The sequence below is a fragment of the Streptomyces sp. R28 genome, assembly GCF_041052385.1.
Lineage (GTDB): Bacteria > Actinomycetota > Actinomycetes > Streptomycetales > Streptomycetaceae > Streptomyces.
Window position 1 is genome coordinate 6073980 of record NZ_CP163439.1, and the last position, 26513, is coordinate 6100492.

At 70.8% G+C, this 26513-nt stretch carries 26 protein-coding genes; 16 read left to right on the forward strand and 10 right to left on the reverse strand.

What is annotated here, in order from left to right; all coding sequences use genetic code 11:
- Positions 1-168 precede the first annotated feature (168 nt).
- Positions 169-384 (forward strand): hypothetical protein, encoded by a 216-nt coding sequence (locus AB5J49_RS27160; protein WP_369171363.1) that lies wholly within the window; start codon positions 169-171, stop codon positions 382-384.
- On the opposite strand, the gene AB5J49_RS27165 is transcribed toward AB5J49_RS27160, so the two are convergent.
- Positions 374-1606 carry a low specificity L-threonine aldolase gene (locus AB5J49_RS27165; RefSeq protein WP_369171364.1) on the reverse strand — a complete coding sequence of 411 codons (1233 nt, stop codon included), beginning with the start codon at positions 1604-1606 and terminating at the stop codon, positions 374-376. The genes AB5J49_RS27160 and AB5J49_RS27165 overlap by 11 nt on opposite strands.
- A gap of 235 nt (positions 1607-1841) precedes the next feature.
- Between AB5J49_RS27165 and AB5J49_RS27170 the strand changes: the two genes are divergently transcribed.
- The 10 genes from AB5J49_RS27170 to AB5J49_RS27215 all read left to right on the forward strand — a co-directional run bounded on the left by AB5J49_RS27170 (position 1842) and on the right by AB5J49_RS27215 (position 10533).
- Positions 1842-2771, forward strand: coding sequence for a Rossmann-like and DUF2520 domain-containing protein (locus tag AB5J49_RS27170; RefSeq protein ID WP_369171366.1), 930 nt, complete (start codon positions 1842-1844; stop codon positions 2769-2771).
- On the forward strand, positions 2768-3760 hold the full coding sequence (panC, locus tag AB5J49_RS27175) for a pantoate--beta-alanine ligase (RefSeq protein WP_369171367.1): 993 nt from the start codon (positions 2768-2770) through the stop codon (positions 3758-3760). The genes AB5J49_RS27170 and panC overlap by 4 nt, the downstream gene beginning before the upstream one ends.
- On the forward strand, positions 3757-5466 hold the full coding sequence (locus AB5J49_RS27180; RefSeq protein ID WP_369171368.1) for an L-aspartate oxidase: 1710 nt from the start codon (positions 3757-3759) through the stop codon (positions 5464-5466). Before panC ends, AB5J49_RS27180 begins: the two co-directional genes overlap by 4 nt.
- Positions 5467-5471: 5 nt before the next feature.
- Positions 5472-6443: a carboxylating nicotinate-nucleotide diphosphorylase gene (nadC, locus tag AB5J49_RS27185; RefSeq protein WP_369171369.1), complete on the forward strand. Its 972-nt coding sequence runs from the start codon at positions 5472-5474 to the stop codon at positions 6441-6443.
- 8 nt (positions 6444-6451) lie between these two features.
- Positions 6452-7249, forward strand: coding sequence for a type III pantothenate kinase (locus AB5J49_RS27190; RefSeq protein ID WP_369171371.1), 798 nt, complete (start codon positions 6452-6454; stop codon positions 7247-7249).
- A 413-nt stretch (positions 7250-7662) separates the two neighbouring features.
- A complete protein-coding gene (locus AB5J49_RS27195; RefSeq protein ID WP_369175281.1) occupies positions 7663-8364 on the forward strand; it encodes a hypothetical protein in 702 nt (233 codons plus the stop codon).
- Between the two features lie 83 nt (positions 8365-8447).
- The gene (locus AB5J49_RS27200; protein WP_369171372.1) at positions 8448-8627 is read left to right on the forward strand and encodes a hypothetical protein; all 180 of its coding nucleotides are present in this window, start codon (positions 8448-8450) and stop codon (positions 8625-8627) included.
- Between the two features lie 160 nt (positions 8628-8787).
- A complete protein-coding gene (locus AB5J49_RS27205) occupies positions 8788-9399 on the forward strand; it encodes a BlaI/MecI/CopY family transcriptional regulator (protein WP_369171374.1) in 612 nt (203 codons plus the stop codon).
- A 9-nt stretch (positions 9400-9408) separates the two neighbouring features.
- Positions 9409-9972 (forward strand): amino-acid N-acetyltransferase, encoded by a 564-nt coding sequence (locus AB5J49_RS27210; RefSeq protein WP_369171376.1) that lies wholly within the window; start codon positions 9409-9411, stop codon positions 9970-9972.
- Positions 9973-10197: 225 nt separating this feature from the next.
- The gene (locus AB5J49_RS27215) at positions 10198-10533 is read left to right on the forward strand and encodes an Lsr2 family protein (RefSeq protein ID WP_369171378.1); all 336 of its coding nucleotides are present in this window, start codon (positions 10198-10200) and stop codon (positions 10531-10533) included.
- 19 nt (positions 10534-10552) lie between these two features.
- Here the strand turns inward: AB5J49_RS27215 and AB5J49_RS27220 are convergent, their stop codons facing one another.
- A complete protein-coding gene (locus AB5J49_RS27220) occupies positions 10553-11254 on the reverse strand; it encodes an SCO3374 family protein (protein ID WP_369171379.1) in 702 nt (233 codons plus the stop codon).
- Positions 11255-11685: 431 nt separating this feature from the next.
- On the opposite strand from AB5J49_RS27220, the gene AB5J49_RS27225 reads away from it, so the two are divergent.
- On the forward strand, positions 11686-14211 hold the full coding sequence (locus tag AB5J49_RS27225) for an ATP-dependent Clp protease ATP-binding subunit (protein WP_369171380.1): 2526 nt from the start codon (positions 11686-11688) through the stop codon (positions 14209-14211).
- 77 nt (positions 14212-14288) lie between these two features.
- Here the strand turns inward: AB5J49_RS27225 and AB5J49_RS27230 are convergent, their stop codons facing one another.
- On the reverse strand, positions 14289-14924 hold the full coding sequence (locus tag AB5J49_RS27230; protein ID WP_369171381.1) for an HAD family acid phosphatase: 636 nt from the start codon (positions 14922-14924) through the stop codon (positions 14289-14291).
- A gap of 495 nt (positions 14925-15419) precedes the next feature.
- Between AB5J49_RS27230 and AB5J49_RS27235 the strand changes: the two genes are divergently transcribed.
- Complete coding sequence (locus AB5J49_RS27235; protein ID WP_369171382.1) at positions 15420-16037, forward strand: M23 family metallopeptidase; 618 nt, start codon at positions 15420-15422, stop codon at positions 16035-16037.
- Positions 16038-16050: 13 nt separating this feature from the next.
- Here the strand turns inward: AB5J49_RS27235 and AB5J49_RS27240 are convergent, their stop codons facing one another.
- A complete protein-coding gene (locus AB5J49_RS27240; protein ID WP_369171383.1) occupies positions 16051-16638 on the reverse strand; it encodes a TetR/AcrR family transcriptional regulator in 588 nt (195 codons plus the stop codon).
- 128 nt (positions 16639-16766) lie between these two features.
- Here AB5J49_RS27240 and AB5J49_RS27245 point away from each other — a divergent pair, with 128 nt between their 5' ends.
- Positions 16767-18359: an MDR family MFS transporter gene (locus tag AB5J49_RS27245; RefSeq protein ID WP_369171384.1), complete on the forward strand. Its 1593-nt coding sequence runs from the start codon at positions 16767-16769 to the stop codon at positions 18357-18359.
- A 181-nt stretch (positions 18360-18540) separates the two neighbouring features.
- Here AB5J49_RS27245 and cseC read toward each other — a convergent pair whose 3' ends face one another.
- The 5 genes from cseC to AB5J49_RS27270 form a co-directional block, all read right to left on the reverse strand.
- Positions 18541-20094, reverse strand: coding sequence for a two-component system sensor histidine kinase CseC (cseC, locus tag AB5J49_RS27250; protein WP_369175282.1), 1554 nt, complete (start codon positions 20092-20094; stop codon positions 18541-18543).
- The gene (cseB, locus tag AB5J49_RS27255; protein WP_369171385.1) at positions 19983-20687 is read right to left on the reverse strand and encodes a two-component system response regulator CseB; all 705 of its coding nucleotides are present in this window, start codon (positions 20685-20687) and stop codon (positions 19983-19985) included. The genes cseC and cseB overlap by 112 nt, the downstream gene beginning before the upstream one ends.
- Positions 20688-20839: 152 nt before the next feature.
- Positions 20840-21457, reverse strand: coding sequence for a hypothetical protein (locus AB5J49_RS27260; protein WP_369175283.1), 618 nt, complete (start codon positions 21455-21457; stop codon positions 20840-20842).
- A 128-nt stretch (positions 21458-21585) separates the two neighbouring features.
- Positions 21586-22125 carry a SigE family RNA polymerase sigma factor gene (locus AB5J49_RS27265; RefSeq protein ID WP_003999062.1) on the reverse strand — a complete coding sequence of 180 codons (540 nt, stop codon included), beginning with the start codon at positions 22123-22125 and terminating at the stop codon, positions 21586-21588.
- A gap of 340 nt (positions 22126-22465) precedes the next feature.
- The gene (locus AB5J49_RS27270) at positions 22466-23401 is read right to left on the reverse strand and encodes an A/G-specific adenine glycosylase (protein WP_369171386.1); all 936 of its coding nucleotides are present in this window, start codon (positions 23399-23401) and stop codon (positions 22466-22468) included.
- 198 nt (positions 23402-23599) lie between these two features.
- On the opposite strand from AB5J49_RS27270, the gene AB5J49_RS27275 reads away from it, so the two are divergent.
- On the forward strand, positions 23600-25183 hold the full coding sequence (locus AB5J49_RS27275) for a sensor histidine kinase (protein ID WP_369171387.1): 1584 nt from the start codon (positions 23600-23602) through the stop codon (positions 25181-25183).
- The gene (locus AB5J49_RS27280; RefSeq protein WP_369171388.1) at positions 25180-25836 is read left to right on the forward strand and encodes a response regulator; all 657 of its coding nucleotides are present in this window, start codon (positions 25180-25182) and stop codon (positions 25834-25836) included. The genes AB5J49_RS27275 and AB5J49_RS27280 overlap by 4 nt, the downstream gene beginning before the upstream one ends.
- Positions 25837-25858: 22 nt before the next feature.
- Here the strand turns inward: AB5J49_RS27280 and AB5J49_RS27285 are convergent, their stop codons facing one another.
- Positions 25859-26488 carry a phosphatase PAP2 family protein gene (locus AB5J49_RS27285; RefSeq protein WP_369171389.1) on the reverse strand — a complete coding sequence of 210 codons (630 nt, stop codon included), beginning with the start codon at positions 26486-26488 and terminating at the stop codon, positions 25859-25861.
- Positions 26489-26513: the final 25 nt, after the last annotated feature.

Consider the following 26513-nt stretch of genomic DNA (forward strand, 5'->3'; position numbering starts at 1 on the left):
TCGACGCGACATGGCGGCCGGTTCGGCGCAATCTGGGATCACCTGGGCAGCCGCGGAGCCCGAACCCCAGATCTTCGACGTCTCTGATCTCTCCCACGCCCGAGGTCTCTGGCTCTCTCATACGCCCGAGATCTCCCGTGTCTCCTACGTCCGAGAAGGCGACCCGCCATGAGCATCACGCACCACCACCTCCTCGACACCTACCGCGCCCAGCGCCTCGGCGAGCCCGCCCCGCCCGCGCCCGGTATCAACGACTGGCAGGTCGTGCGCGAGTGGCGCGACCACCGGCAGTACCGCTCTGTCCTGGCGGAGCGTCCGGCCCATGGGCGGATACGGCAGGCCCTGGGCCGGTGGCTGCCTCTGCGGTCGCGCTCTACTGGCTGACCTCCTCGCCGACTTCCTCGGTCAGCCGGGCCACGAACTCCGCGACCGCCGTCTTCACATCGTCGGCCGTCCACTCCAGGCCGGCGGCGCGCACGTAGACCTCGGTGCAGGCCAGGCCCGGACCCTTGGCGTCCCAGGGCTGGCCGAACAGAACGGTCTTCGTCTCCTCGGCGTGGCGCAGCGCCGCCTCCGTGACGACGTCGGCGTCGTACGGCAGCCAGACCTGGAACTCGTTCGTGTGCGGCGGTTCGGGGTGGACCCGCGTCCACGGCACCCCGGCCGCCGCGAAGCCGTCGCGCAGCGCGGCGGCCACCACGCGCGCGTGGGCCACGTACTCGGGCAGCCGGGGCAGTTCCTGCTCCAGTCCGGCCAGCGCCGACAGCGCGGTGGGGAACTGCTGGAAGATCATGCCGCCGTAGCGGTGCCGCCAGGTCTTGGCCTCGTCCACCAGCGTCCGGGGTCCGGCGAGTACCGCGCCGCCGAAGCCGTCGAGGGACTTGTAGAACGACACGTACAAGCTGTCAGCCAGGCCCGCGATCTCCTCCAGCGGGCGGCCGAAGTGGACGGTGGACTCCCACAGGCGCGCGCCGTCGAAGTGCACCACGGCGTCGCGCTCCCGTGCCGCTTCCACGACCTGGGTGAGTTCCTCCCAGGAGGGCAGCACGAAACCGGCGTCCCTGAGGGGCAGTTCGAGCATCAGCGCCCCGAACGGCTCGTCGAAGTCGCGCACCTCGTCGGCGGTCGGGAGCCGGGGCTCGCTCGTCACCTGGACCGGGCGCAGACCGCTCACCTGGCTGAAGGCGCCGCGTTCGTGCACCTCGGGATGGGCCAGGGCGTGCAGGGCGACGGTCGCATTGCCGGTGCGGCCCGCCCAGCAGCGCAGGGCGACCTGCTGGGCCATGGTGCCCGTCGGGAAGAACGCGGCCGCCTCCTTGCCGAGCAGCCCTGCGACCTTCTCCTCCAGGGCGCCGACGATGCCGTCGCCGTAGAGGTCCGCCGACTCGTCCAGGTCGTGCAGATCCAGCGCACGCGCCTCGTCCAACAGCGCCAGGCGCTCGCGGAGGGTGCCCAGGAAGCCGGGGCGCGCGAGAACCCGTCGCGCGCCCCGGTAGGCAGCGATGCGCCGATCCCGGCGTCGCTTGCGTTGCTCGGCGTCCGACAAGGGATCGGACTCCTCGTACCGCTCGACGTGCCGCCCGGTCTGTTCCGCCGTATCGCTCATGCGCGGGATCATGCCGTGCGCCCATGTGCGCGAGCACCTGCATTTTCGTCCGCTGCACGTGCGTCCGCACGCCTGCGTCCGCACGCACCGGGGAGGCCGCGCCCGCCCTCCGTGTGCGCGGCGTGCGATAACCCACAGCCTGTGGACAACCGGACGCCTGTCGAACCGATCGCGTTAACATGACGAGAAATCGTCCGGTACCCCGAGCGGACTGGAACGGGAAGGCCTCCGTCGCGTGAGTACAAGCCAACAGCCAGATCCCAAGGACCGCCCCGCGCGGCTCACCGTCGGTGTCGTCGGCGCCGGCCGCGTGGGCCCCGCGCTCGCCGCGTCCCTCCAACTCGCCGGACACCGCCCGGTGGCCGTCTCCGGGGTCTCCGACGCCTCCCGGCGACGGGCCGCGCAGCTGCTCCCCGACGTGCCGCTCGTGCCGCCCGCCGAAGTCCTCGCGCGTGCGGAACTGGTGCTGCTGACCGTCCCGGACGACGCGCTGCCCGGGCTGGTCGAGGGCCTCGCCGAGACCGGGGCCGTACGGCCGGGCCAGCTACTGGTGCACACCTCCGGGCGGTACGGCGCGAAGGTCCTGGACCCCGCCCTGCGCGCGGGCGCGCTGCCGCTGGCCCTGCACCCGGCGATGACCTTCACCGGCACTCCCGTGGACGTCCAGCGCCTGGCCGGCTGCTCCTTCGGCGTCACCGCGCCCGAGGAGCTGCGGCTGGCCGCCGAGGCCCTCGTCATCGAGATGGGCGGCGAACCCGAGTGGATCGCCGAGGAGATGCGCCCGCTCTACCACGCGGCGCTCGCGCTGGGCGCCAACCACCTGGTGACGCTCGTCGCCCAGTCCATGGAGCTGCTGCGCGAGGCCGGCGTGGCGGCCCCCGACCGGATGCTCGGCCCGCTGCTCGGCGCCGCCCTCGACAACGCGCTGCGTTCCGGCGACGCGGCCCTGACCGGCCCCGTCGCGCGCGGGGACGCGGGCACCGTTGCCGCGCACGTGACGGAGCTGCGGCGGTACGCCCCGCAGACCGTCGCCGGCTATCTCGCGATGGCGCGCGCGACCGCCGACCGGGCGCTCGCGCACGGACTGCTCAAGCCGGAGCTCGCCGAGGACCTCCTCGGGGTACTCGCCACCGGGACCGACGGCTCCGAGGGAGAGGCCCGATGACCACCACCCTGCTGCGCACCGCCGGCGAACTGCACGCGCGCGTGCGCAGCGGCCGCCGCGCCGTCGTGATGACCATGGGCGCCCTGCACGAGGGCCACGCCACCCTGATCCGCACCGCGCGCGGTATCGCCGGGCCGGACGGCGAGGTCGTGGTCACCGTCTTCGTGAACCCGCTGCAGTTCGGCAAGGGCGAGGACCTCGACCGCTACCCGCGCACCCTGGAGGCCGACCTCAAGATCGCCGAACAGTCGGGCGCGGACGCCGTGTTCGCCCCCTCGGTCGACGAGGTCTACCCGGGCGGCGAGCCCCAAGTCCGCATCGGCGCCGGACCCATGGGGGAGAGCCTGGAGGGCGCCTCGCGCCCCGGCCACTTCGACGGCATGCTCACCGTCGTCGCCAAGCTGCTCCACCTCACCCGCCCCGACGTCGCCCTGTACGGCCAGAAGGACGCCCAGCAGCTCGCCCTGATCCGCCGCATGGTGCGCGACCTGAACTTCGGCGTCGAGATCGTGGGCGTCCCGACCGTGCGCGAGGAGGACGGCCTCGCGCTCTCCAGCCGCAACCGCTACCTCTCGCCCAAGGAGCGGCACACGGCACTCGCGCTGTCCCAGGCGCTGTTCGCCGGCCGCGACCGGCACGCGGCCCAGGAGGCGCTGCGCGCGCGTGCACGTGAAGTGCCCGCCACGCGCGCGCGTGCGGAAGCGCTCAGCGCCATAGGGGAGTCCCGCGCGGCGGCCGACGCGCACGCCGTCGCCAAGGCCGTCCCCGGCGCCGCGGCGGCCGTCCGCGCCGCCGCACGCCTGATCCTCGACGACGCCGCCCGCCTCGACCCGCCGCTCGAACTGGACTACCTCGCGCTCGTCGACCCGTCCGACTTCACGGAGATCGAGGACGACTTCACCGGCGAGGCCGTCCTCGCCGTCGCCGCCCGGGTCGGGACGACCCGGCTGATCGACAACATCCCCCTCACCTTCGGAGCCGCCTCGTGACCAGCACAGGCATACGACTGCACGCGCCCGCGCCCGGGTGGTCCATCTCCGCGGACGTCGTGGTCGTCGGCTCCGGCGTCGCGGGCCTCACCGCGGCCCTGCGCTGCGAGGCCGCCGGCCTGACGACCGTCGTCGTCACCAAGGCCCGCCTCGACGACGGCTCCACCCGCTGGGCCCAGGGCGGCATCGCCGCGGCCCTGGGCGAGGGCGACACCCCCGAACAGCACCTCGACGACACCCTGGTCGCGGGCGCGGGCCTGTGCGACGAGGACGCGGTGCGCATCCTCGTCACCGAGGGCCCCGACGCCGTACGCCGCCTCATTGAGACCGGCGCCCACTTCGACGAGTCCGAGCAAGGCGGCCTGGAACTCACCCGCGAGGGCGCCCACCACCGCCGCCGTATCGCCCACGCCGGCGGCGACGCGACCGGCGCGGAGATCTCCCGGGCGCTGGTCGAGGCGGTACGCGCGCGTGGCCTGCGCACGGTCGAGAACGCACTCGTCCTCGACCTCCTCACGGACGCCGAGGGCCGTACGGCGGGCGTCACCCTGCACGTCATGGGCGAGGGCCAGCACGACGGCGTAGGAGCGGTCCACGCGCCCGCGGTGGTCCTGGCGACCGGCGGCATGGGCCAGGTCTTCTCGGCGACGACGAACCCGTCCGTGTCGACGGGCGACGGAGTAGCCCTCGCCCTGCGCGCGGGCGCCGAGGTGAGCGACCTGGAATTCGTCCAGTTCCACCCCACCGTCCTGTTCCTCGGCCCGGACGCGGAGGGTCAGCAGCCCCTGGTCTCCGAGGCGGTACGCGGTGAAGGCGCCCACCTGGTCGACGCCGACGGCGTGCGCTTCATGGTCGGGCAGCACGAACTGGCCGAACTCGCCCCCCGGGACATCGTCGCCAAGGGCATCATGCGGCGTATGCAGGAGCAGGACGCCGAGCACATGTTCCTCGACGCCCGCCACTTCGGCGCCGACATGTGGGAGCACCGCTTCCCGACGATCCTCGCCGCCTGCCGCGCGCACGGCATCGACCCGGTGCACGACCCGATCCCGATCGCCCCGGCCGCCCACTACGCCTCCGGCGGCGTCCGCACCGACTCCCAGGGCCGTACGACCGTCGCCGGCCTGTACGCGTGCGGCGAGGTGGCCTGCACGGGCGTGCACGGCGCCAACCGCCTGGCCTCCAACTCGCTCCTCGAAGGCCTGGTGTACGCCGAACGCATCGCGGCGGACATCGCGGCGGCCCGGGCGGCCAACGGCCTCCACGCACGCGTGCCGCACCCCGTGCCGTACCCCGAAACCCCCGAGCACCCGCTGCTCGCACCCGAGGCCCGCTTCGCGATCCAGCGGATCATGGCGGACGGCGCGGGCGTCCTGCGCTCCGCCGAGTCCCTCGCCAGGGCCGCCGAACAGATCCAGCAGCTGCACACCGACGCCCGGGACGCCCTCGCGGAGAACGGCAAGACCGCCGAGCCCGGCGTCGACACCTGGGAGGCCACCAACCTCATGTGCGTGGCCCGCGTCCTGGTCGCCGCCGCCCGCCTGCGCGAGGAGACGCGCGGCTGCCACTGGCGTGAGGACGAGCCCGACCGCGACGACGCGACCTGGCGCCGCCACATCGTCGTACGCCTGAACCCCGACCGCGCACTGGCCGTGCACACCACCGACACCGCAGACTTCCCCCCGACCCGGCCTCAGGAGCAGTGACAGAAGTGACCACCCCCGACCTTCCCCTCGCCTCGACCGGCGGCTGCGGCGACGACTGCGCCTGCGGTGCCGACGAGGAGTACCTGGAGTGCGGCCTCGACCCCGCGCTCGCACAGCTGCTGGCCGACGCGGGCCTCGACCCGGTCGAGATCGAGGACATCGCCAACGTCGCCATCCAGGAGGACCTGGCACACGGCGTGGACGTGACGACGGTCGCGACGATCCCCGAAGAGGCGACCGCCACCGCCGACTTCGTCGCGCGCGAGGGGGGCGTGGTGGCCGGCCTCAGGGTCGCCGAAGCGGTCGTCTCGATCGTCTGCGAGGACGAGTTCGAGGTGGAACGCCACGTGGAGGACGGCGACGAGGTGGCGGCAGGACAGAAGCTCCTGTCGATCACCACCCGCACCCGGGACCTCCTGACCGCCGAGCGCAGCGCACTGAACATCCTCTGTCGCCTGTCGGGCATCGCGACGGCCACGCGCGCGTGGGCGGACGCACTGGAAGGCACGAAGGCGCGGGTCCGCGACACCCGCAAGACGACACCGGGCCTGCGGGCGCTGGAGAAGTACGCGGTGCGCTGCGGCGGCGGAGTGAACCACCGCATGTCCCTGTCGGACGCGGCCCTGGTGAAGGACAACCACGTAGTGGCCGCAGGCGGCGTGGCACAGGCCTTCAAGGCGGTCCGCGAGACCTTCCCGGAGGTCCCGATCGAGGTCGAGGTGGACACCCTCCACCAGCTCCGCGAGGTGGTGGACGCGGGCGCGGACCTGATCCTCCTGGACAACTTCACGCCGGGCGAGTGCGAGGAGGCGGTGGCGATCGTGAACGGCCGGGCAGCACTCGAGGCATCGGGCCGCCTGACCCTCGCCAACGCCAAGGCGTACGCCGAGACGGGCGTCGACTACCTGGCCGTAGGGGCCCTCACCCACTCCTCGCCGATCCTGGACATCGGCCTGGACCTGCGAGCGGCGGAGTAGGAACGGGCATGCTCCTCACAATCGACGTAGGCAACACCCACACCGTCCTCGGCCTCTTCGACGGCGAGGACATCGTCGAACACTGGCGCATCTCGACGGACTCCCGCCGCACGGCCGACGAACTGGCGGTCCTCCTCCAGGGCCTGATGGGCATGCACCCGCTCCTCGGCGAGGAACTGGGCGACGGCATCGACGGAATCGCCATCTGCGCCACCGTCCCCTCAGTCCTCCACGAGCTGCGCGAGGTGACCCGCCGCTACTACGGCGACGTCCCCGCGGTGCTGGTCGAACCGGGCGTCAAAACGGGCGTACCGATCCTGACGGACAACCCGAAGGAGGTCGGCGCGGACCGCATCATCAACGCGGTCGCGGCTGTGGAGCTCTACGGCGGCCCCGCGATCGTCGTCGACTTCGGTACGGCGACGACGTTCGACGCGGTGAGCGCGCGCGGCGAGTACGTCGGCGGTGTCATCGCCCCCGGCATCGAGATCTCGGTCGAGGCACTCGGCGTCAAGGGCGCCCAACTCCGCAAGATCGAGGTGGCCCGCCCGCGCAGCGTGATCGGCAAGAACACGGTCGAGGCGATGCAGGCCGGCATCATCTACGGCTTCGCCGGCCAGGTGGACGGCGTGGTCAGCCGCATGGCCCGCGAACTGGCGGACGACCCCGACGACGTCACGGTCATCGCCACGGGCGGCCTGGCGCCGATGGTCCTGGGCGAGTCCTCGGTCATCGACGAACACGAGCCGTGGCTGACCCTGATCGGCCTACGCCTGGTGTACGAGCGCAACGTCTCCCGCATGTGACTCCGTCGGCCGGGCCGGGGGGGGTGGGTCGCGCGGCCCGGCGTCGGCGGGGTCGCCCGCGCCCACTCGTGCTGGGGGCCTGCGGCCCCCAGACCCCCGCTTCGGCCCTGAACGGGCACGCCCCCAGGCACGGACCCGCGTCGAGAGGCAGGTGTCCGCGCATCGTCCCCGCGCTGCCCCACGGGCCCGCAGTCGCGCACGGCGGGCACGGCGGGCACGGCCTCGACCCACCCACCGAACCGCAGGCGCCACACGCGCCCCCACCCGCCCCGCACAGGCCGCCGCAGGCATCCACGCGGCGCACCCCACCACCCGAGCGGCTCCCCACGCGACACCCACCTCCCTTATGCCGCGTTTGTCTGATTAGCGCGTATCGTCGGCGCATGCCCACGCCATACGGATCCCGCGGCGGCATGGCGTTCGGTGTGGAGGAGCTGCGTGTGCTCCGCCGCGCTCTCGCCCTCGCCCTTCACCCCAGCCCCGCCAAGGCCGAGGACGTCCAGGACTGTCTCCGCCTCGCCGAGTCGCTCGACGAGGCGATGCGCGAGGGCGCCCGGATGCGTGCCTTCCTGGTGGCCGACCTCGCCCGCTGCCGCGCCACCCTCCCCGGCACCGCGGCCGGCTACCTCACCCTCCTCGAGGAGGCCCTGGGCGCCGGACATCGCCCGACCCCCGACGATCTCGCCGCTCTGCGGGCCCTGCGCGGCAACCCCACCGCCGCCACCCTCCTCGGCCGCTGCCGGGCACTAGCCGAGCAGGACGTACGAGGCCGCCTCGCGCGCGACGACGCCGACCCGGCTCCCCGCGTCACGCCGACCATCCCCGGCTCCCGTACGCGCTTCCTGGCCCTCCCCGGAGGCCTCTCCGACGGTCCGCCCAGCCCCGCGGTCCACCTCCCCGCCCAGGACGCCGGCCAGGAACCCGGCAAGCAGCCGCGCAAGAGGCCCGCCGAGAAGCCGGCAGCTCCGAGACCCGGCCCCGACCGAGCCCCAGGCCCCGAACCCGCCCCCGCCCCCAAGCCGGCGCGCCCCATCCCCACCCCCGGCGAGGTCTTCCCGCGCCGCAAGCCGACCTCACCCCCCACGAACCCGCCCCAACAGCTCGCCGCAGGCTGAGCGCAACCACAGGGCTGAGGCGTGGCGGGCTCCGAAACCCCCGGCGCCCGCCACGCCCTCGCCCCCTGGCTACTCTTGGACGCATGGACTACGTCTCCGCACTCCTGCCCCCGGCCGTCATGGCCGTGTTCTTCATCGGTCTGATCAGGGTGATCGTGAAGACCCAGGGTGGAGCCAACAAGGCCAAGGAAGACGCGGCCGTGGACGCCGCACTCGCGCGCGTGGAGGCCACCCGCCAGACCCCCGCGACCCCGGACGCCTAGCCCGGACCTCTGCCTGAGCAGCCGCCCGTCGGCGCGCTCAACGGCGTACGACTCCAAGCCCCAGCGCTTATCGAGTCGTACGCCCTTTTTGTTCCCGTTTGCCAGGTGAAGTGACTGTTCGGCACGCAAACATCGAGATCTCCCACTATTGTGCTGAACTGTGCCTCGCCCATTGGGAGAACTCGAAGACGCGGTCATGACGCGGGTGTGGAAGTGGAACCGCCCGGTGACCGTTCGAGAAGTCCTGGAAGATCTCCAGCAGGAACGGTCCATCGCCTACACCACGGTGATGACCGTTTTGGACAATCTCCATCAGAAGGGCTGGGTGCGCCGCGAAGCGGAAGGTCGGGCCTATCGATATGAGGCGGTCTCCACACGAGCCGCCTACGCCGCCGCCCTGATGAACGACGCCTGGTCGCAGAGCGACAACCCCGCCGCCGCACTCGTCGCCTTCTTCGGCATGATGAGCGAGGAACAGCGCACGTCCCTGCGGGACGCCGTACGCATCGCCCAGGGCCCGGAAACGCCCGAACCCGCGCCACCGCCCGATACGCGCCGCGTTACGAGCGGCGATACCGACAGCGCCGATACCAGCGGCACTGATACCCGCGGCACCGATACGAGCAGCGCCGATACCCCCGGCACCGATACCCGCAGTACCGATACCAGCCCCGATACGGGCCCCCATACCAGCGGCGATACCAGCCCGGATACCCGTACCGATACCGGCAGTGAGAACCCCGGCTCGGCGCAGGAGCCCGACGGGCGATAGCGTCCGCTCATGTCAGCAGAGAGCCACTCGGCCGAGAGCTCCTCGGCGGAGAGCCCAGAAGTCACCGCAAAAGCCATCACCGTCCGGCGGGCCCGCACCAGCGATGTCGAGGCGGTGCGCCGTCTCCTTGACGAGTACGTCCAGCGTCGCATCCTGCTCGACAAAGCCACGGTGACCCTTTACGAGGACATCCAGGAGTTCTGGGTCGCCGAACGCGACGACAACGGCGAGGTCGTCGGCTGCGGCGCCCTGCACGTGATGTGGGAAGACCTGGCGGAAGTCCGCACTCTGGCGGTGAAGCCCGGCCTGAAGGGCGCCGGCGTCGGTCATCAGTTGCTGGAGAAGTTGCTGCACACCGCGCGCTGGCTCGGCGTTCGCCGAGTTTTCTGCCTGACCTTCGAAGTGGACTTCTTCGGCATGCACGGCTTCGTCGAGATCGGCGAGACACCGGTGGACACCGATGTCTACGCGGAGCTGCTGCGTTCCTATGACGAGGGCGTGGCGGAGTTCCTCGGTCTCGAACGAGTGAAACCGAACACCTTGGGCAACAGCCGGATGCTTCTGCATCTGTGATCGCCGCCCTCTATTCCGGCGGGTGACCCTGCCCAGGTGCCCTATGTCCGAAACGCGCATGTTTCCGGACCACGGTCGGCCTGTGGGTCTCTCCCGGGGGTTTGTGTTTTTCCAGCAAAAGCGGTTTGCTTTCCGACGTACTGCAGTACTGCATATAACAGGGGACGGCGAAACGGCGGACGCCGTAGACCCCCGGCCCTCAAGTTATCGATGAAAGGAAATCCGGTGGCACAGAAGGTTCAGGTCCTTCTTGTCGACGACCTCGACGGCGGCGAGGCGGACGAGACCGTGACGTTCGCGCTGGACGGCAAGACGTACGAGATCGATCTCACGACTTCCAATGCAGACAAGCTCCGTGGTCTTCTCGACCCTTACGTGAAGGGCGGTCGTCGTACCGGAGGTCGCGCTTCGGGTGGGCGTGGAAAGGCGCGCGCCGCTTCCGGTGGCAGCCAGGACACCGCGCAGATCCGCGCGTGGGCGAAGGAGAACGGTTACGAGGTCAACGACCGCGGCCGCGTCCCGGCGTCCATTCGCGAGGCATACGAGAAGGCCAACGCCTGATTCCAGGGCAAAGCCTGGTCTACGGACAGGCCGACGGCTGGGCGCCCCCGTGCCGCAGCCGCAGGCGGTGGCACTGCGTTGCCACTGTGTCCAGAACCCGTACCAGATCGGGGGCGCCCCCAACGCCCCCCATGGCCGACAGTGTCGGCAGCGAGTCCTCGACCTCGCCCCCAGGCTCGGGGGGTCGCAGCCACACGGCGGCCCCCTGTACGGCGTCGGAGCGGCCCAGGGGAAGCGGCCGCACCTCACCGGGCTCCGGCACGCCAGGACGTCGTACGGCCTTGTTCGATCGCGTATCGAGAGGCCGTACGGCCATGACCGGCCCCTGCTCGGGTGGCAGGGGCGCCTCCATGAGGTCGCCCTCGCCGAGTGTCGCCAGGTCCAGGGGCAGCGTTCCCCACTCCAGCCAGTCCAGCACCCCTGGCACATCCTCCGCGCTGCCCGCTGACATGAGCAGTCGCATCCGCTCGCCCCGGACGGCCACCGGGGAGTGAGGCGTCAGATGGCGCAGTGCCGCGTGGCCCGCCTGGGCCGGGACGTCCAGGACGTCGAAGCGCGGACCCACGCGAAGGCTCAGGGGGAACCCCGGGGTGCCGGGCACCACCGGCCAGCCCAGTTCGTTCTCGTACCACCGGCGGACCTGATCGCTCGGAGCGAGCGGCCGACGGGGGAAGGGAATCGTGGCGAATTCCGTGGTGATCACGGGTCGGGTGCCGACCATGCCAAGTGCAACCGCCGAATGGGCGTGCGGGTTACGCTGGGTGTCCTGGTGAATGCGCAGAGTGCCGAAAGAGGGGGCGCGCGGGGGTATGGGGTGGCGCAAGGTTGTTCGCCCGTAGCGGAGGGAACCGGGGGGGCGCGGCATGGAGTGTCTGTCCCAGCGGGTAAGACATCCCTAGTGGGAGGGGGCGACACGCAGGACAGTGGGTCTCACGTTCGCCATCGGCGTACTGATGGTGAGGGTAACCACCTGGCCTGCGGGAACATCGTCTCGCACCATCGGGTTGGAGCAGATGTCGGCGTCACGGGTCAGGAGGCCATCGACGGTGTCGGCAGTTGGAATGAGCGGTCCCCGCTTGCGGGACTAAGCTGCGGAAGGACAGGGAGGGGAAGTTCCCCCCACTGCCTGACCGCTCTGAGGAGCGATTAACGATGTTCGAGAGGTTCACCGACCGCGCGCGGCGGGTTGTCGTCCTGGCTCAGGAAGAAGCCCGGATGCTCAACCACAACTACATCGGCACCGAGCACATCCTCCTGGGCCTGATCCACGAGGGTGAGGGTGTCGCCGCCAAGGCCCTTGAGAGCCTCGGGATTTCGCTCGAGGCGGTCCGCCAGCAGGTGGAGGAGATCATCGGGCAGGGGCAGCAGGCCCCGTCCGGGCACATCCCCTTCACCCCCCGTGCCAAGAAGGTCCTGGAGCTGTCGCTCCGCGAGGCCCTTCAGCTGGGCCACAACTACATCGGCACGGAGCACATCCTGCTCGGCCTGATCCGTGAGGGCGAGGGCGTCGCCGCCCAGGTCCTGGTCAAGCTGGGCGCAGATCTCAACCGGGTGCGGCAGCAGGTCATCCAGCTGCTCTCCGGTTACCAGGGCAAGGAGACCGCCACCGCCGGCGGGCCTGCCGAGGGCACCCCCTCGACGTCCCTGGTCCTCGACCAGTTCGGCCGGAACCTCACCCAGGCCGCTCGTGAGTCCAAGCTCGACCCGGTCATCGGGCGCGAGAAGGAGATCGAGCGGGTCATGCAGGTGCTGTCCCGCCGTACCAAGAACAACCCGGTCCTGATCGGTGAGCCCGGCGTCGGCAAGACCGCCGTCGTCGAGGGCCTCGCCCAGGCCATCGTCAAGGGCGAGGTGCCCGAGACCCTCAAGGACAAGCACCTCTACACCCTGGACCTCGGCGCGCTGGTCGCCGGCTCCCGCTACCGCGGTGACTTCGAGGAGCGCCTGAAGAAGGTCCTCAAGGAGATCCGCACCCGCGGCGACATCATCCTGTTCATCGACGAGCTCCACACGCTGGTCGGTGCGGGTGCCGCCGAGGGCGCCATCGACGCGGCTTCCATCCTGAAGCCGATGCTGGCCCGCGGTGAGCTGCAGACCATCGGTGCGACCACGCTGGACGAGTACCGCAAGCACCTGGAGAAGGACGCGGCCCTCGAGCGCCGCTTCCAGCCCATCCAGGTCGCCGAGCCGTCCCTGCCGCACACGATCGAGATCCTCAAGGGTCTGCGTGACCGGTACGAGGCCCACCACCGCGTGTCCATCACGGACGAGGCGCTGGTCCAGGCCGCCACCCTGGCCGACCGGTACATCTCGGACCGCTTCCTGCCGGACAAGGCGATCGACCTGATCGACGAGGCCGGTTCCCGGATGCGCATCCGCCGGATGACCGCGCCGCCGGACCTGCGCGAGTTCGACGAGAAGATCGCCGGCGTCCGCCGCGACAAGGAGTCCGCGATCGACTCGCAGGACTTCGAGAAGGCCGCCTCCCTCCGCGACAAGGAGAAGCAGCTCCTGGCCGCCAAGGCCAAGCGGGAGAAGGAGTGGAAGGCCGGCGACATGGACGTCGTCGCCGAGGTCGACGGCGAGCTGATCGCCGAGGTCCTCGCGACCGCCACCGGCATCCCGGTCTTCAAGCTGACCGAGGAGGAGTCCTCGCGTCTGCTGCGCATGGAGGACGAGCTCCACAAGCGGGTCATCGGCCAGGTCGACGCCGTCAAGGCGCTGTCGAAGGCGATCCGCCGTACGCGTGCCGGTCTGAAGGACCCGAAGCGTCCGGGTGGTTCGTTCATCTTCGCCGGCCCGTCCGGTGTCGGTAAGACCGAGCTGTCCAAGGCGCTCGCCGAGTTCCTCTTCGGTGACGAGGACGCGCTGATCTCCCTCGACATGTCGGAGTTCAGCGAGAAGCACACGGTGTCGCGTCTCTTCGGTTCGCCCCCCGGTTACGTGGGCTACGAAGAGGGCGGCCAGCTGACCGAGAAGGTCCGCCGCAAGCCGTTCTCCGTCGTCCTCTTCGACGAGGTCGAGAAGGCCCACCCGGACATCTTCAACTCGCTGCTGCAGATCCTGGAGGACGGTCGCCTGACCGACTCCCAGGGCCGGGTCGTGGACTTCAAGAACACGGTCATCATCATGACGACCAACCTCGGCACCCGGGACATCTCCAAGGGCTTCAACCTGGGCTTCGCGGCCTCGGGTGACACGAAGACCAACTACGAGCGCATGAAGAACAAGGTGTCGGACGAGCTCAAGCAGCACTTCCGTCCCGAGTTCCTCAACCGCGTCGACGACGTGGTCGTCTTCCCGCAGCTGACCCAGGACGACATCCTGCGGATCGTCGACCTGATGATCGGCAAGGTGGACGAGCGCCTGAAGGACCGGGACATGGGCATCGAGCTCTCCCAGTCCGCCAAGGAGCTGCTGTCCAAGAAGGGTTACGACCCCGTGCTGGGCGCCCGGCCGCTGCGCCGCACGATCCAGCGCGAGATCGAGGACAGCCTGTCGGAGAAGATCCTCTTCGGCGAGCTGCGCCCCGGTCACATCGTGGTCGTGGACACCGAGGGCGAGGGCGACGCCAAGACCTTCACCTTCCGCGGTGAGGAGAAGTCGGCGCTGCCGGACGTCCCGCCGATCGAGCAGGCGGCCGGTGGAACCGGGCCGAACCTGAGCAAGGAGGCCTGATCCTCCGGGATTGAGCCGAAGAAAGGGGCCGGTGCTTATCCGCACCGGCCCCTTTCGCATGCCCAGGACGGGGTGGCTTACGACAACTGCCCGTCGTAGTCCGGCAGCTTGTACGTCTTCTCGGCATGGCCGCCCGACAGGTCGGTGGCGCTGTTGCCGACGTTCGCGATGATCGTGTAGCCCTTCGACTCGATGTCGACGCGCTGGGCCGTCTTGTAGTCGGCGACGTTCTTGAAGAGGTCGACGAAGTTGCGCACGTACAGGCCGGAGACCTGGTAACCGACGTGCTTGAGGTTGTACTCGGTCACCGAGTAGATGATGCCCGGGCGGGCGGTGACGAAGAACAGGGAGACGCCGTGCTCCTGGGCGTACTTGGCGACCGACAGGACCGGCCCGTTGGCCGGCTGCGGGTAGCTGAAGCCGAAGTCCGTCTCCAGGGTGGTGTTGTCGATGTCGAAGACGATCGCCTGCTTCTCACCAGGCTTGGTGTTCGCGATCCGCTGCTTCAGGTACGGCAACGCCTGGTCCATCACCGCCTGGCAGTCCTTCTGCCAGGTGTCGTAGCCGACATCCTCGGCCGCTGCCGTGCTGGTGGCGGTGGTGGAGGTGCTCGTCGCGGTCGTCGCGGCGTCGGCGGGGACCGCGAGTGCCACGAGGGCTGCCGTGGAGGCGGTGCTGACTGCTATTCGGCGAGCCCAGGGGCGAAGCGTCATGTGGGGGGTCCTCTCACGTCACGTGCGCTGGGTTGTCGCATGCATGTTCGTGGGTGCGAGTGGCTGGTGGGGAACCAGCGGGTTACCGGACGGTAGCTCAACTTGAGGCGTCGCTCACATAGTTGGGCGCGGATTTGTTGCGGAAAAGCGGAGGGGGAGACGTAGTGCCCGTCACATTCCGGGGTCTCGCGATTGCGCTCGGCGGTGACATGCCGCACAGGCGATTTGTCCGTTACTAGCGGGAATAGTGGAAAGGAGATCACGGACAAAAGGGGTGTTAACTTCGAAATCCTGCGTCTGATTTCGGCGTCGATACCGGTTCGTCCGTATTGAGCGCTGTGTCAAGATCCGGGGATTTTTATGACGGAGTACTAGCGTCCGTCGTAGATCAGGGGTTTTGGGGTTCGAGGGGCGCCGGGTTACCAAGGGATGGCCATCCGGCGAGGGCTTGTACGCCGGGTGGTTTTCCCTGTCGTCGTCCCCATGAGGTTTCGAATGTCCCCGCGCTTCTCGTTCCGTTCGCCCCGTACGTCCTCGATCCGCAACCGTGCCGCTGTGCTGGCCGCCGGCCTGGGGGCCTCGGTCGTGCTGGGCGCCGGAGGCGCGGTCGCCGCCGAGATGACCTCCGCCACCGGTGTCTCCACCGCCGTACAGGCTCAGGCCGCTGCGAAGAAGGCCCCCGCCAAGCAGGCCGTCTCCTGGGTGAGCCCGGTGAAGAAGTACACGAAGTCCGCCAGCTTCGCCCAGGCGGGCGGCATGTGGCAGTCCACCCACAGCGGGCAGGACTTCGCCGTCGCCAGCGGCACCCAGGTCGTGGCCGCGCACGGCGGTACCGTCGTCAAGGCCGGCGGCAACGGCGCCGGTGACGGTCCCGCGTACGGCAACGCCATCGTCATCAAGCACGCCAACGGGACCTACTCCCAGTACGCCCACCTGTCGCGCATCGACGTGAAGGTCGGCCAGGTCGTCAAGACCGGGCAGCACATAGCCAAGTCCGGCAACACCGGAAACTCCAGCGGGCCGCACCTGCACTTCGAGATCCGTACGACCGCCAACTACGGCTCCGCGGTCGACCCCGTCGCCTTCCTGCGGGCCAAGGGCCTGAAGGTCTGAGCCGTCGAGCCGGTCAGGCGCCCTTGTGCGCCTGGGTGATCAGATCCGTGGCGACCTCGAGGACGGCCTTGCGCTTTTCCTCGGGGTCGCCTTCGAGGTCCTTCAGGACGAACATCCCGGCGTGCATCGTGAACAGGGCGCTGATGCAGCGGACCTGGTCGACGAGGTCGGCGTCCGGATCGATGATGATGTCGCGCATGCCGAGCATGCGGTTCTTGAACATCTCGCCGATGCTCAGCTCACGGACGGTCGCCTGGTTCTCCTGCATGAAGCGGAACAGTGGGGCCGCGCTGGTCAGGGTCTGGCTGTAGCGGCGTACGATCTCCTGCTTCGTCTCGAGTGTGTGCGGCTGCTGCTTGCCCCACTCGATCAGGTCCTCGATCGGCTGCGTCAGGTCCTCGAAGAGGCTGACGATGATCTCTTCCTTGGTCTTGAAGTGGTAGTACAGGGCCGCCTTCGTGACGTCCAGGCGCTCGGCGATCTCGCGCAGGGAGGTCTTCTCGTAGCCCTGTACGGCGAAGAGTTCGAGGGCCACGTCCTGGATGCGCTGGCGGGTGTTCCCGCGGCGCCGCTGCTTGGTGCCGTCCATGGTGCCACCCATCCTCGTACTCCTCGGCTTTTCACAAAACTTACTTGACGCCCGGCTAGTTACGCGCCTACCTTCCCTGAGTGTAGACAACTAGCCGGGCGGCAAGTAAGTGCTAGCAAGTGGCCGGGGGAGAGGGAATCATGGCGGACACCAAGTCAGTTGAGCCGGGGGCGGCGGACCCGGGCGGGAAACAGCCGCAGAGCGTACGGGTCGTGCTGCTCGCGCTGATGATCACGATGATGCTCGCGATGCTCGACAACATGATCGTGGGCACGGCGATGCCGACTATCGTCGGTGATCTGGGCGGTCTGGAGCATCTGTCGTGGGTCGTGACGGCGTACACGCTGGCGACCGCGGCCTCCACCCCGCTGTGGGGCAAGCTCGGCGACATGTACGGACGCAAGGGCGTCTTCATGTCGTCGATCGTGATCTTCCTGGTCGGGTCCGCGCTGAGCGGCATGGCCCACGACATGCAGCAGCTCATCGCGTTCCGTGCGATTCAGGGCCTCGGCGCCGGTGGTCTGATGGTCGGCGTCATGGCGATCATCGGTGACCTGATTCCGCCGCGGGAGCGGGGCAAGTACCAGGGCATGATGGCCGGCGTCATGGCGCTCGCGATGATCGGCGGGCCGCTGGTCGGCGGCACCATCACCGACAACTGGGGCTGGCGCTGGGCCTTCTACATCAACCTGCCGCTCGGTGTCGTGGCGCTGGCCGCGATCAGTGTCGTTCTGCATCTGCCGAAGAAGCGGGCGCAGGCGCGGATCGACTACCTGGGCGCCGGGCTGCTGACCGTGGGCATCACCGCGATCGTGCTGGTCACCACGTGGGGTGGCACGCAGTACGCCTGGACGTCCGCGCGGATCATGGAGCTCATCGGGATCGGGGTCACCGCGCTCGTCGGGTTCGTGTTCTGGCAGACGAAGGCCGCCGAGCCGGTGGTGCCGCTGCACATCTTCCGCAGCCGGAACTTCACGCTGATGTCCGTGATCGGGTTCATCACCGGGTTCGTGATGTTCGGTGCGACGCTGTTCCTGCCGCTGTACCAGCAGTCGGTGCAGGGCGCTTCCGCCACCAATTCCGGGCTGCTGTTGCTGCCGATGCTCGGGGCGATGCTGGTCACCTCGATGGTCGCGGGGCGGGTGACCACGAACACCGGGCGGTACAAGGCGTTCCCGGTCGTCGGCAGTGTGCTGATGATCGTCGGGCTGTATCTGCTGTCCCTGATGGACACCGGGACCAGTCGGGTCACGTCCGGTGTGTACATGGCCGTGGTCGGGCTCGGCATGGGCTGTCTGATGCAGATCACGATGCTGGTCGCGCAGAACAGTGTCGAGATGAAGGACATGGGCGTCGCGTCCTCGTCCACCACGCTCTTCCGTACGCTCGGGTCCTCGTTCGGTGTCGCGATCATGGGGGCGCTGTTCAACAGCCGGGTGCAGGACGTCATGGCCGAGCGGGGCGGGGCGTTGGGGGCGAAGGTGACCGAGCGGTCGGCGCAGCTGGATGCGGCGGGTCTGGAGAGGTTGCCGGTCCCTGTGAAGGAGGCGTACCAGCATGCGGTGTCTTCCGGGACGCACTCGGCGTTTCTGCTGGGGGCCGTGATCGCTGTGGTGGCCTTGGTGGCGGCTGTGTTTGTGAAGGAGGTGCCGCTCAGGGGGGCGGGGCCGAAGGGGGACGCTGGGCCTGCGGACGACGCGGCGGCCGAGGTCGCGGTGGTGGAGTCCGTCTGAGCAGGCGGTGAGTGTGGGGCCCTCGGGGGATGTTCTGCCCGGGGGCCTCTGCCTTTTTGTTCTCGCCCCGCCGCGAACGGAGATGCACGGACCGGCGCCGGGAAGCGACCGAGGCCGCTGTGAGCCCCCGGCGTTCTCCAAGCCGTTCGGGTGAGCCCGCCCCGGCGCCGTCCCGGCGCCGCTACGGCAGCATCGGGTAGCTCCCGGTGTTCGTCGGCGCGTGCTCCGGGAGCCAGAGGACGGCCACCGCGCCCTCCGCCGGCACATGCTCCGGGGCACCCGCCTGACGTACGTTGCGAAAGGTCAGGCGGGCGCCGAGGACGCGGGCCTGACCTGCCGCGATCGTCAGGCCGAGGCCGTGGCCGTGGCCGGAGCGGTCGCTGCTGCCGGTGCGGAAGCGGCTGGGTCCGTCGGCGAGCAGGTCCTCGGGGAAACCGGGGCCGTGGTCGCGGACCCGGATGACCCGGCCCTCGACGCTGACCTCGATCGGCGGCCTGCCGTGCCTGGCCGCGTTCGCCAGCAGGTTGAACAGCACCCGCTCCAGGCGCCGCGGGTCGGTCGTGACCTCCGACTCGTGGATGACCCGCACCTCGATGGCGGGATCCTTCGCCGCGACCCGCCGGCTGACGAACTCGCCCAGCATGATGCCCTGCAACTCGGCCCGCTCCGAGGCGCTGTCCAGGCGGGCCACCTCCAGGACGTCCTCGACGAGCGTGCGCATGGCCTTCGCCCGGTCCAGGACCAGCTCGGTGGGCCGGCCGGGCGGCAGCAGTTCGGCCGCCGTCAGTAGACCGGTCACCGGCGTGCGCAGCTCGTGCGCGATGTCCGCGGTGACCCGGCGCTCCGCCTCCAGCCGCTGCTGCAGCGCGTCCGCCATGGCGTCCACCGCGCTCGCCAGGTCGTCGGTCTCGTCCCGGACGACACCCCCGATGGCGTCCCGCACCCGCACGTCCGGCTCCCCGCTCGCGACCTGGTTCGCCGCGGCCGCCGCCTTGCGCAGCCGGCGCGACAGCTGCCCCCCGATGAGTACGCCGAGCGCGCTGCCGCCGAGGACGACCGAGATCGAGCCGATGATCATGGCCTGGTCGAGGCGGTTGAGGATGTGATCGCTGCGGTCGGTGACGCCGCTGCGCAGCGACAGCACATGCCCGTTGTTGAGCGGTACGGCCGCCCAGATGTCCGGCGCGCCGCGCGCTGTGTCGGTCACGTACGTCGCCCGCCGGCCCTCCTCGACCCTCTCCCGCAGCGCCGCTGGCAGCTCCGGGTCGTCGATCGTGGCGTTGGGGAAGTTCAGCCGCTTGGACTGCTCGTAGCTGCGCTGGGCGATCTGGATGCGCTCGTCGGCGAGGTCGCGCGCGCTGTCCAGCATCGAGACCCGGGCCTGGTTGTGCACGACCAGGCTCAGCACGATCGCCACGAGCGCGCCGACCAGCGCGATCGCCGCGCTCAGCTTCCACCTCAGGCCCGTACGAATGGCGACCCGGCCGCCCGTGCGTCTGCTCGCGCGCGTGCTCGTACGGCCGATCACGGCGTGGCCGGCGATGTCCGCCGAGTCCGTGAGGCCCGTGGGGCCGGCGCCGGACGCGGCCGGGTGTCGAAAGGTCCCCCTCATGCCCGCCCCGCTCAGGCCTTCAACTTGTAGCCGAAGCCGCGGACCGTCTCGATGCGGTCCTGGCCGACCTTCGTACGCAGTCGCTGCACATGGACGTCGACGACGCGGGTGTCGCCGCCCCAGCCGTAGTCCCACACGCGCTCCAGCAGCTTGTCCCGCGACAGCACCGTGCCCGGCGCGGAGGAGAACTCCAGCAGCAGCCGCATCTCGGTCGGCGTGAGCGCCACCGGCTGCCCGTCCCTGCGCACCTCCATGCCCTCGGTGTCGATCTCCAGCTCGCCGAAGGCCAGCACCCCGCCGGCGGCCGCCGATCCGGCGTCGTCCGCCCGATCGTCACGGCCGGCGTGTCCGAAGCGGCGCAGCACCGCGCGGGTCCGCGCCACCAGCACGGCACCGTCGAACGGCTTGGTCACGTAGTCGTCCGCGCCCGCCTCCAGGCCCAGCACCACGTCGATCGAGTCCGCGCGCGCCGACAGCATGATCACCGGCACGGTCGACTCGTCGCGGATACGGCGGCACAGGCTGACGCCGTCCAGGCCCGGGACCATGACGTCCAGCAACGCGATGTCCGGCCGGTCCGCCCGGAACGCCTCCAGGCCCGACAGCCCGTCGGGCATGGCGGTGACCGCGAAGCCGTCCCGCTCCAGGGCGAGCTGGGTGGCCTCGCGGATGACGTCGTCGTCCTCGACGAACAGAACGTGGGTCTGGTCTGCCATCCCGGTGCTCTCAGTCCTCGTGTGCCGTATGTCGTATGCGGTGTGTATGCCGTGTGTGCTTGGAGTTGCGTGATCTTGGAGGTGCGTCGTGCGTGTCCACTTGGGGGACGCGTGGACCGGCCGATGCGTTCACCGCTGTCGCGGGGCGGCCCTCAGCTGTCGGGCGCCGTGGACTCGTCACCACCACCGAGGGTGCCGTAGTCGGTGCGCCAGCGGTGCTTCTGGACGAAGCGGTCGGAGGTCCACAGGTATTGGATCACGTACTCGCTGGACGGGTTCGACAGCGCGTCGTCCTTGGCGTACACCTGCTTGGTCACCACCAGCAGGCCGCGGTCGATCTCCGCGTAGACCGGTGGTTCCTCGGCCTTGAACACATTGCGGTAGGCGCCGCGCTGCTCGCGGTACACATACGAGGCGACGCCGACCTGATCGCCGCAGGACAGGACGTTGACCACGATGTCGTCCGCCGGTCCGCCGGTCAGGTCGCCGTAGGACACGTCGACGGGATAGTCGTCGGACACGCACGGCTTCAGCTCGCGCTTGACCTCCGCCGAGACCGCGGGGTCCGCCTTGACCAGGCGTACGGCCTCCCTCGGGTCCCGGGCGGCCGAGGCGGAGGGCGATGCCGCGCGTGGCGCCGAGACGGCCGACCCGCCCGCCGCGTCGTGCGCCGGTCCCTCGTCGCGGGCGCCGGTGCCGCCGGTGGCGCACGCGGAGGCGAAAAGGGCGAGGGCGACGACCACGGCCACCGCCGTGAACGCCGCCTGCAGGGTTCCCCGGGCGAGTGCGGGCCCGGGGCGGCCGGGGCCGACGTCCTCGGAATCCCCGTCCGTGTCCCGGTCGCCCTTGTCCGTGTGCCCGGTTCTGTCCGGGTGCCCGGTGCCGCCCGCTGTCGTGCCTAGGCCGCGCAACGCTCCCGCTCCTCACGCTCCAGCGCGCGTGCGTCCAGATCGCGGCTCTCCAGCTCCTCGCGGAGCCGGGCGAGCGCCCGGTGCAGCGTGCTCTTGACCGTTCCGGCCGACATGCCGAGGGCGGCGGCCGTCTCCTCCGTGGACATCTGCTCCCAGTGTCGCAGCACCACGACACTGCGCTGCTTCGGTGCCAGAACCTTCATGATGTCCATCAGCAGGGCACGGTCCGCGTGCTGCTCGGTGGAGTCGTCGACCGAGGCGTCCGGGAGCTGCTCGGTCGGCACCTCCTCCAGCTTGCGGGCCCGCCACCACTCGGTGCGCGTGTTGATCATGACGCGGCGCAGGTAGGCGTCCGCGAGCCGCTTGTCCGCGATGCCGTCCCAGCGGTGGTACGTCCGCACCAGCGCCGTCTGCAGCAGGTCCTGGGCGTCCACCGGGTCCGGGACCAGCCGGCGGGCGCTGCGCAGCAGCGCGTCCTGCCGGGTGCGGACGTACTCCTCGAACTCGAGCACCTCTCCCTGCGCCATGTTGACCGCCTCCGCTTCCCCGTGTCCGGCCGGCGTTCGCCGTCGGTCTCACTGCCTGTGGTTCGTAGTCGTCCCCGCTTGCCGGGTACGGAAATGAAGCTACGGAGGCGTTGTCACGGCGCTGTCCGAAGCAGCCTGCGGCTAGCGCTCGGCTGTCCGTCGGTTGTGTAACGGAATCAGGAAAGGGGTAAAACGGCTGATCGATTGAGTTCGGTATGGGGTGATTTGGGGGTGTGTCAGCGGTGCAGCGGCCATGCCGCCGCTGTGTGTCGTGTGTTGCAGAGCCCCTACGGCTGTGATGTGACGGTGCGTCAGGCCGACTTGTCGGCCAGGGCGGGCATCAGGTCAGCGGCAGTCGGTACATCCCGCCCGGCAGCGGCTCCACCAGACCGTCCGCGACCAGGCCGTCCAGAGCGCGGGCGCGCTGCACCGGCTCGTGCCACACCCGGTCGAGGGCCGCCTGCGGGACGGGCGTGTGGGCTTCGCGGAGTACGGCGAGCAGCTTGCCGCGCACCTGGCGGTCGGTGCCGGCGTACGTCTGGCCGCGGCGTGGCGGGCCGTCGTGCTCGGGCTTGCCCGCGAGCTGCCAGGCGCACTGCGCGGCGATCGGGCAGCGGTGACACGACTCGTTCTTCGCGGTGCACACCAGCGCGCCGAGTTCCATGGAGGCGGCGGCCCAGCGGGCGGCAGTGCGCTCGTCGTCGGGGAGCAGGGTGCGCGCGAGCTTGCGCTCGGCGGCCGTGGTGGCGTTCGGCGGGTACTGCACGCCGGTGACGGCGCGGGCGAAGACCCGGCGGACGTTGGTGTCCAGGACGGGGTGCCGCTGCCCGTACGCGAAGGAGGCCACCGCGGCCGCCGTGTACTCGCCGATGCCGGGCAGCGCGAGGAGCTGGGCGTGGTCGGTCGGTACGTCCCCGCCGTGGCGTTCCGCTATGGCGACGGCGGCGCCGTGCAGCCGCAGCGCGCGGCGCGGGTAGCCGAGCCGGCCCCAGGCGCGTACGGCCTCGCCGGGGGCCTCCTTGGCCAGGTCGGCGGGGCGGGGCCAGCGGGCGAGCCACTGTTCGTAGATGGGCAGGACGCGGTTCACGGGCGTCTGTTGCAGCATGAACTCACTGACCATCACCCCCCAGGGGCCGGCCTCGGGGCGCCGCCAGGGGAGGTCGCGGGCGTTCTCGTCGAACCAGTCGATGACGGTTTCCTGCAGAGGCAGGGCGAGGGGGGCGTCCGAGCCGGCGTCGGCGCGGTGGCTGTGCGGGGGTTTCGTGGGCGCAGTCATGGCCTCCCGATCCTGCCATGCCGGTGGCGGTCGGGTGGGTAGGTGCGGATGCCGGTGCGTTGTGGCTGCTGGTTGTGGCGGGTTGCGGTTCCCGGGGGCCTGCGGTGGCCCCAGACCCACAGACCTGCTTCGAGGAGCGCACCGCACCTGACGATCGGCAGCAGTGGCGGCCCATCGCCCGCTTGTAGCGTCGGGCGGATGGAACGTCCTCGCATACGGCGGGCCTGCCTCCTCTGGGCCGCCCTCGCGCTGCCCGCGCTCACCGCCGACCGTCTCGGGCTCAACGAGCCGCGTGCCGTGGGGCAGCAGGTGGCCGGGCTGGCCGTGCTCGCCGCCGCGGTCGCCGGGGCCCGGCGGTACCCCTTGGGGGCCTTCGGGCTGACGGCCGTACTGGGGCTGGCCGCCGCCCCCGCCCTGTTCACCGTCTCCTACTGCCCGGCGCTCGGCGTCTTCGCGCTGCTGCTCGGTCTGCGTGCGGACCGGGTGCGCCCGGCGGTGGCCGTCTTCGGGGCCGTCGGCTGTCTCGGTACGGCGAGGATCGCGCTCCTCGGGGTCGATCCGGCGCCGGAATGGGTGGTGCTGACGGGCACGCTGCTCTTCGGCTGCGTGTTCCCCTGGCTCGGTGGCCGCTACTGGCGGCAGGGCCGTGAGCTGGCCGAGGCCGGCTGGACGCGGGCCGCGCGGCTGGAGGGCGAGCAGCGCATCGCCGAGGAGCGGGCCCGGCTGCGCGAACGGGCCCGGATCGCCCAGGACATGCACGACTCGCTGGGGCACGAGCTGAGCCTGATCGCCCTGCGCGCGGGCGCCCTCCAGGTCGCCCCCGACCTCCCGGACCACCACCGCACCGCCGCCGCCGACCTGCGCGCGGCCGCCGCCGACGCCACCGACCGGCTGCACCGCATCATCGGTGTCCTGCGGGAGGAGGACGAGCCGCTCTCGCTGACTCCGCCGGGGGAGAGCGTCGAGCAACTCGTGGCACGCGCCGCCGAGTCGGGGCTGCCGGTGCGGTGGGAGACGGCCCGCTCCTCGCCGGAGCCGGGCGGGGTCGCCGAGCGGGTCCTGTACCGGGTGGTCCGCGAGGCGCTGACCAACGCGGCCCGGCACGCGCCGGGCGCCGAGGTCACCGTGGCGGCGGCCGAGGAGGCCGACGGCACGACGGTCACGGTGACCAGCGGACGGGGCTCGGTGGCGGTCGGCGCGGCCTCGCGCACGCCGACTCACTCCGGCGGCACCGGCCTGCGAACCCTCAGCGCCGCCGTCACCGCCGTCGGCGGCGACTTCGAGGCCGGTTCCTACGGGGACGGCTTCCGAGTTCGGGCGTACGTCCCGGAGCAGGCCCTCGCTTCGACGCCGCCGCCGACCCCGGCCCCGTACACCGCCCCCTTCACCCAGGCCCGCCGTCGCGTCGCGCTGGCCCTCGTGGGTGCGGCCGGGGCAGGCGTCGTGCTCGTCGGCGGAGGGTTCGCCTGGTACGCGTACACGGAGACGCACTCGGTGCTGCCCCCCGCGGCCTACGCCGAGCTGCGGCTCGGGGCGTCGGCCCACGACCTCGCACACGTCCTGCCGGACCGCACCGTGCGTGACGCGCCCGTGGAGCGCGCGCCCGCGCCGCCCCCGCAGGACAGCGACTGCCGCTACTACCGCGCGAGCGGCGAACTCCTCGTCTCCGTCGACCACTTCAGACTCTGCTTCGACGACGAGCAAAGGCTGGTCGCCAAGGACGTGATCCCCAGGGCCGGGCTCTCCCGACGCCCTTCCCCAGATGAGGAGTTCGCACGGTGATCCGCGTACTGCTGGCCGACGACGAGGCGATGGTGCGGGCCGGTGTGCGCGCGATCCTGGCGAGTGACCGTGAGACCGAGGTCGTCGCGGAGGCGGGGGACGGGCGCGAGGCGGTCGAGCTGGCCCGGGCGCACCGGCCGGACGTGGCCCTGCTGGACATCCGTATGCCCCGCCTGGACGGGCTCGCGGCGGCCGAGGAGATCGTACGGACCGTCCCCGGCACAGCCGTGGCGATGCTCACCACCTTCTCCGAACAGGCCTACGTGGCCCGCGCGCTCGGCGGCGGCGCCACCGGCTTTCTGCTGAAGTCCGGGGACCCGTACGAACTGATCGCCGGTGTACGGGCGGTGGCGGGCGGCGCGGCCTTTCTGTCGCCGAAGGTGGCGCGGTACGTCATCGACGGGCTGGGCGGCAGCGACGGGCGACTGGGCCGCGAGGCCGCCGCACGCGCGCGCGTGGCTGAACTCAGCCCGCGTGAGCGCGAGGTGCTCGGGCTCGTCGGCGCCGGCCTGTCCAACCCGGAGATCGCCGCCCGGCTGCACCTCGTCGAGGGCACGGTGAAGGCGTATGTGAGCGCGGTGCTCGACCGGTTGGGGGTGCGCAATCGGGTGCAGGCGGCGATCGTGGCGTACGAGGCGGGGATGGTGGAGTAACCGCGAGGAAGTGCCGTGAGGTTCAACGCCGATACGGCGGCCCGGACCGCTCCCGCCCGGCCAGCCACCGTACGAACGCCGGTGCGGCCGCCGCCCGCATCGCCTCCGCCAGCCGCGTCGCCGGGCCCCTGGCCAGTCGTACGGCCGTCATCGCGACCAGCGCGCCGAAGGCGAGGCCCGCGGCGACGTCGTGCGGGTAGTGCACGCCGACGAAGACACGGGAGAAGGCCATGAGCAGGGCCAGGGGCGCCGTCAGCCACAGGAGTGCGCGCCTGGTCAGGGCCAGGGTGACGGCCGCGGCGCCCGCGATGGTGGCGTGGTTGCTCGGAAAGGACCAGTCGCCGGGCGGCGGGCAGGCGCTGAGCGGGGTGACTGCTTCTGGGACCGCCCGGCACGGACGCTCCTGCGTGACAAGGGACTTGAGGAGCTCACTGCAGAGGTACGCCGTAGCCGTGGCCAGAGGTGCAAGGGCTGCGATCGCGAACATCCGGGTGGTGTCGCGTCTGGCTCGCCACCAGGTGGTGACGAACAGCGCGGCGAACAGCAGCAGTCCGGCCTCCGTCCATATCCCGGCGGTGTGTTGTACCCACGTTGGGGTGTCCTGGGCGAAGCCGGTGATGTCCCGGTAGAGCTCGGCGTCCTCGAAGTCCATGGTCACGGACCGTAGGCGGCGGGCC

Bases quoted from the DNA above. Each gene is read 5' to 3' on its own strand.
- AB5J49_RS27160 (WP_369171363.1), top strand. From the start codon at position 169: ATGAGCATCACGCACCACCACCTCCTCGACACCTACCGCGCCCAGCGC.
- AB5J49_RS27165 (WP_369171364.1), bottom strand. From the start codon at position 1,606: ATGAGCGATACGGCGGAACAGACCGGGCGGCACGTCGAGCGGTACGAG.
- panC (WP_369171367.1), top strand. From the start codon at position 2,768: ATGACCACCACCCTGCTGCGCACCGCCGGCGAACTGCACGCGCGCGTG.
- AB5J49_RS27190 (WP_369171371.1), top strand. From the start codon at position 6,452: ATGCTCCTCACAATCGACGTAGGCAACACCCACACCGTCCTCGGCCTC.
- AB5J49_RS27195 (WP_369175281.1), top strand. From the start codon at position 7,663: ATGGCGTTCGGTGTGGAGGAGCTGCGTGTGCTCCGCCGCGCTCTCGCC.
- AB5J49_RS27200 (WP_369171372.1), top strand. From the start codon at position 8,448: ATGGACTACGTCTCCGCACTCCTGCCCCCGGCCGTCATGGCCGTGTTC.
- AB5J49_RS27210 (WP_369171376.1), top strand. From the start codon at position 9,409: ATGTCAGCAGAGAGCCACTCGGCCGAGAGCTCCTCGGCGGAGAGCCCA.
- AB5J49_RS27220 (WP_369171379.1), bottom strand. From the start codon at position 11,254: ATGGTCGGCACCCGACCCGTGATCACCACGGAATTCGCCACGATTCCC.
- AB5J49_RS27225 (WP_369171380.1), top strand. From the start codon at position 11,686: ATGTTCGAGAGGTTCACCGACCGCGCGCGGCGGGTTGTCGTCCTGGCT.
- AB5J49_RS27230 (WP_369171381.1), bottom strand. From the start codon at position 14,924: ATGACGCTTCGCCCCTGGGCTCGCCGAATAGCAGTCAGCACCGCCTCC.
- AB5J49_RS27235 (WP_369171382.1), top strand. From the start codon at position 15,420: ATGTCCCCGCGCTTCTCGTTCCGTTCGCCCCGTACGTCCTCGATCCGC.
- AB5J49_RS27240 (WP_369171383.1), bottom strand. From the start codon at position 16,638: ATGGGTGGCACCATGGACGGCACCAAGCAGCGGCGCCGCGGGAACACC.
- AB5J49_RS27245 (WP_369171384.1), top strand. From the start codon at position 16,767: ATGGCGGACACCAAGTCAGTTGAGCCGGGGGCGGCGGACCCGGGCGGG.
- cseB (WP_369171385.1), bottom strand. From the start codon at position 20,687: ATGGCAGACCAGACCCACGTTCTGTTCGTCGAGGACGACGACGTCATC.
- AB5J49_RS27265 (WP_003999062.1), bottom strand. From the start codon at position 22,125: ATGGCGCAGGGAGAGGTGCTCGAGTTCGAGGAGTACGTCCGCACCCGG.
- AB5J49_RS27270 (WP_369171386.1), bottom strand. From the start codon at position 23,401: ATGACTGCGCCCACGAAACCCCCGCACAGCCACCGCGCCGACGCCGGC.
- AB5J49_RS27275 (WP_369171387.1), top strand. From the start codon at position 23,600: ATGGAACGTCCTCGCATACGGCGGGCCTGCCTCCTCTGGGCCGCCCTC.
- AB5J49_RS27285 (WP_369171389.1), bottom strand. From the start codon at position 26,488: ATGGACTTCGAGGACGCCGAGCTCTACCGGGACATCACCGGCTTCGCC.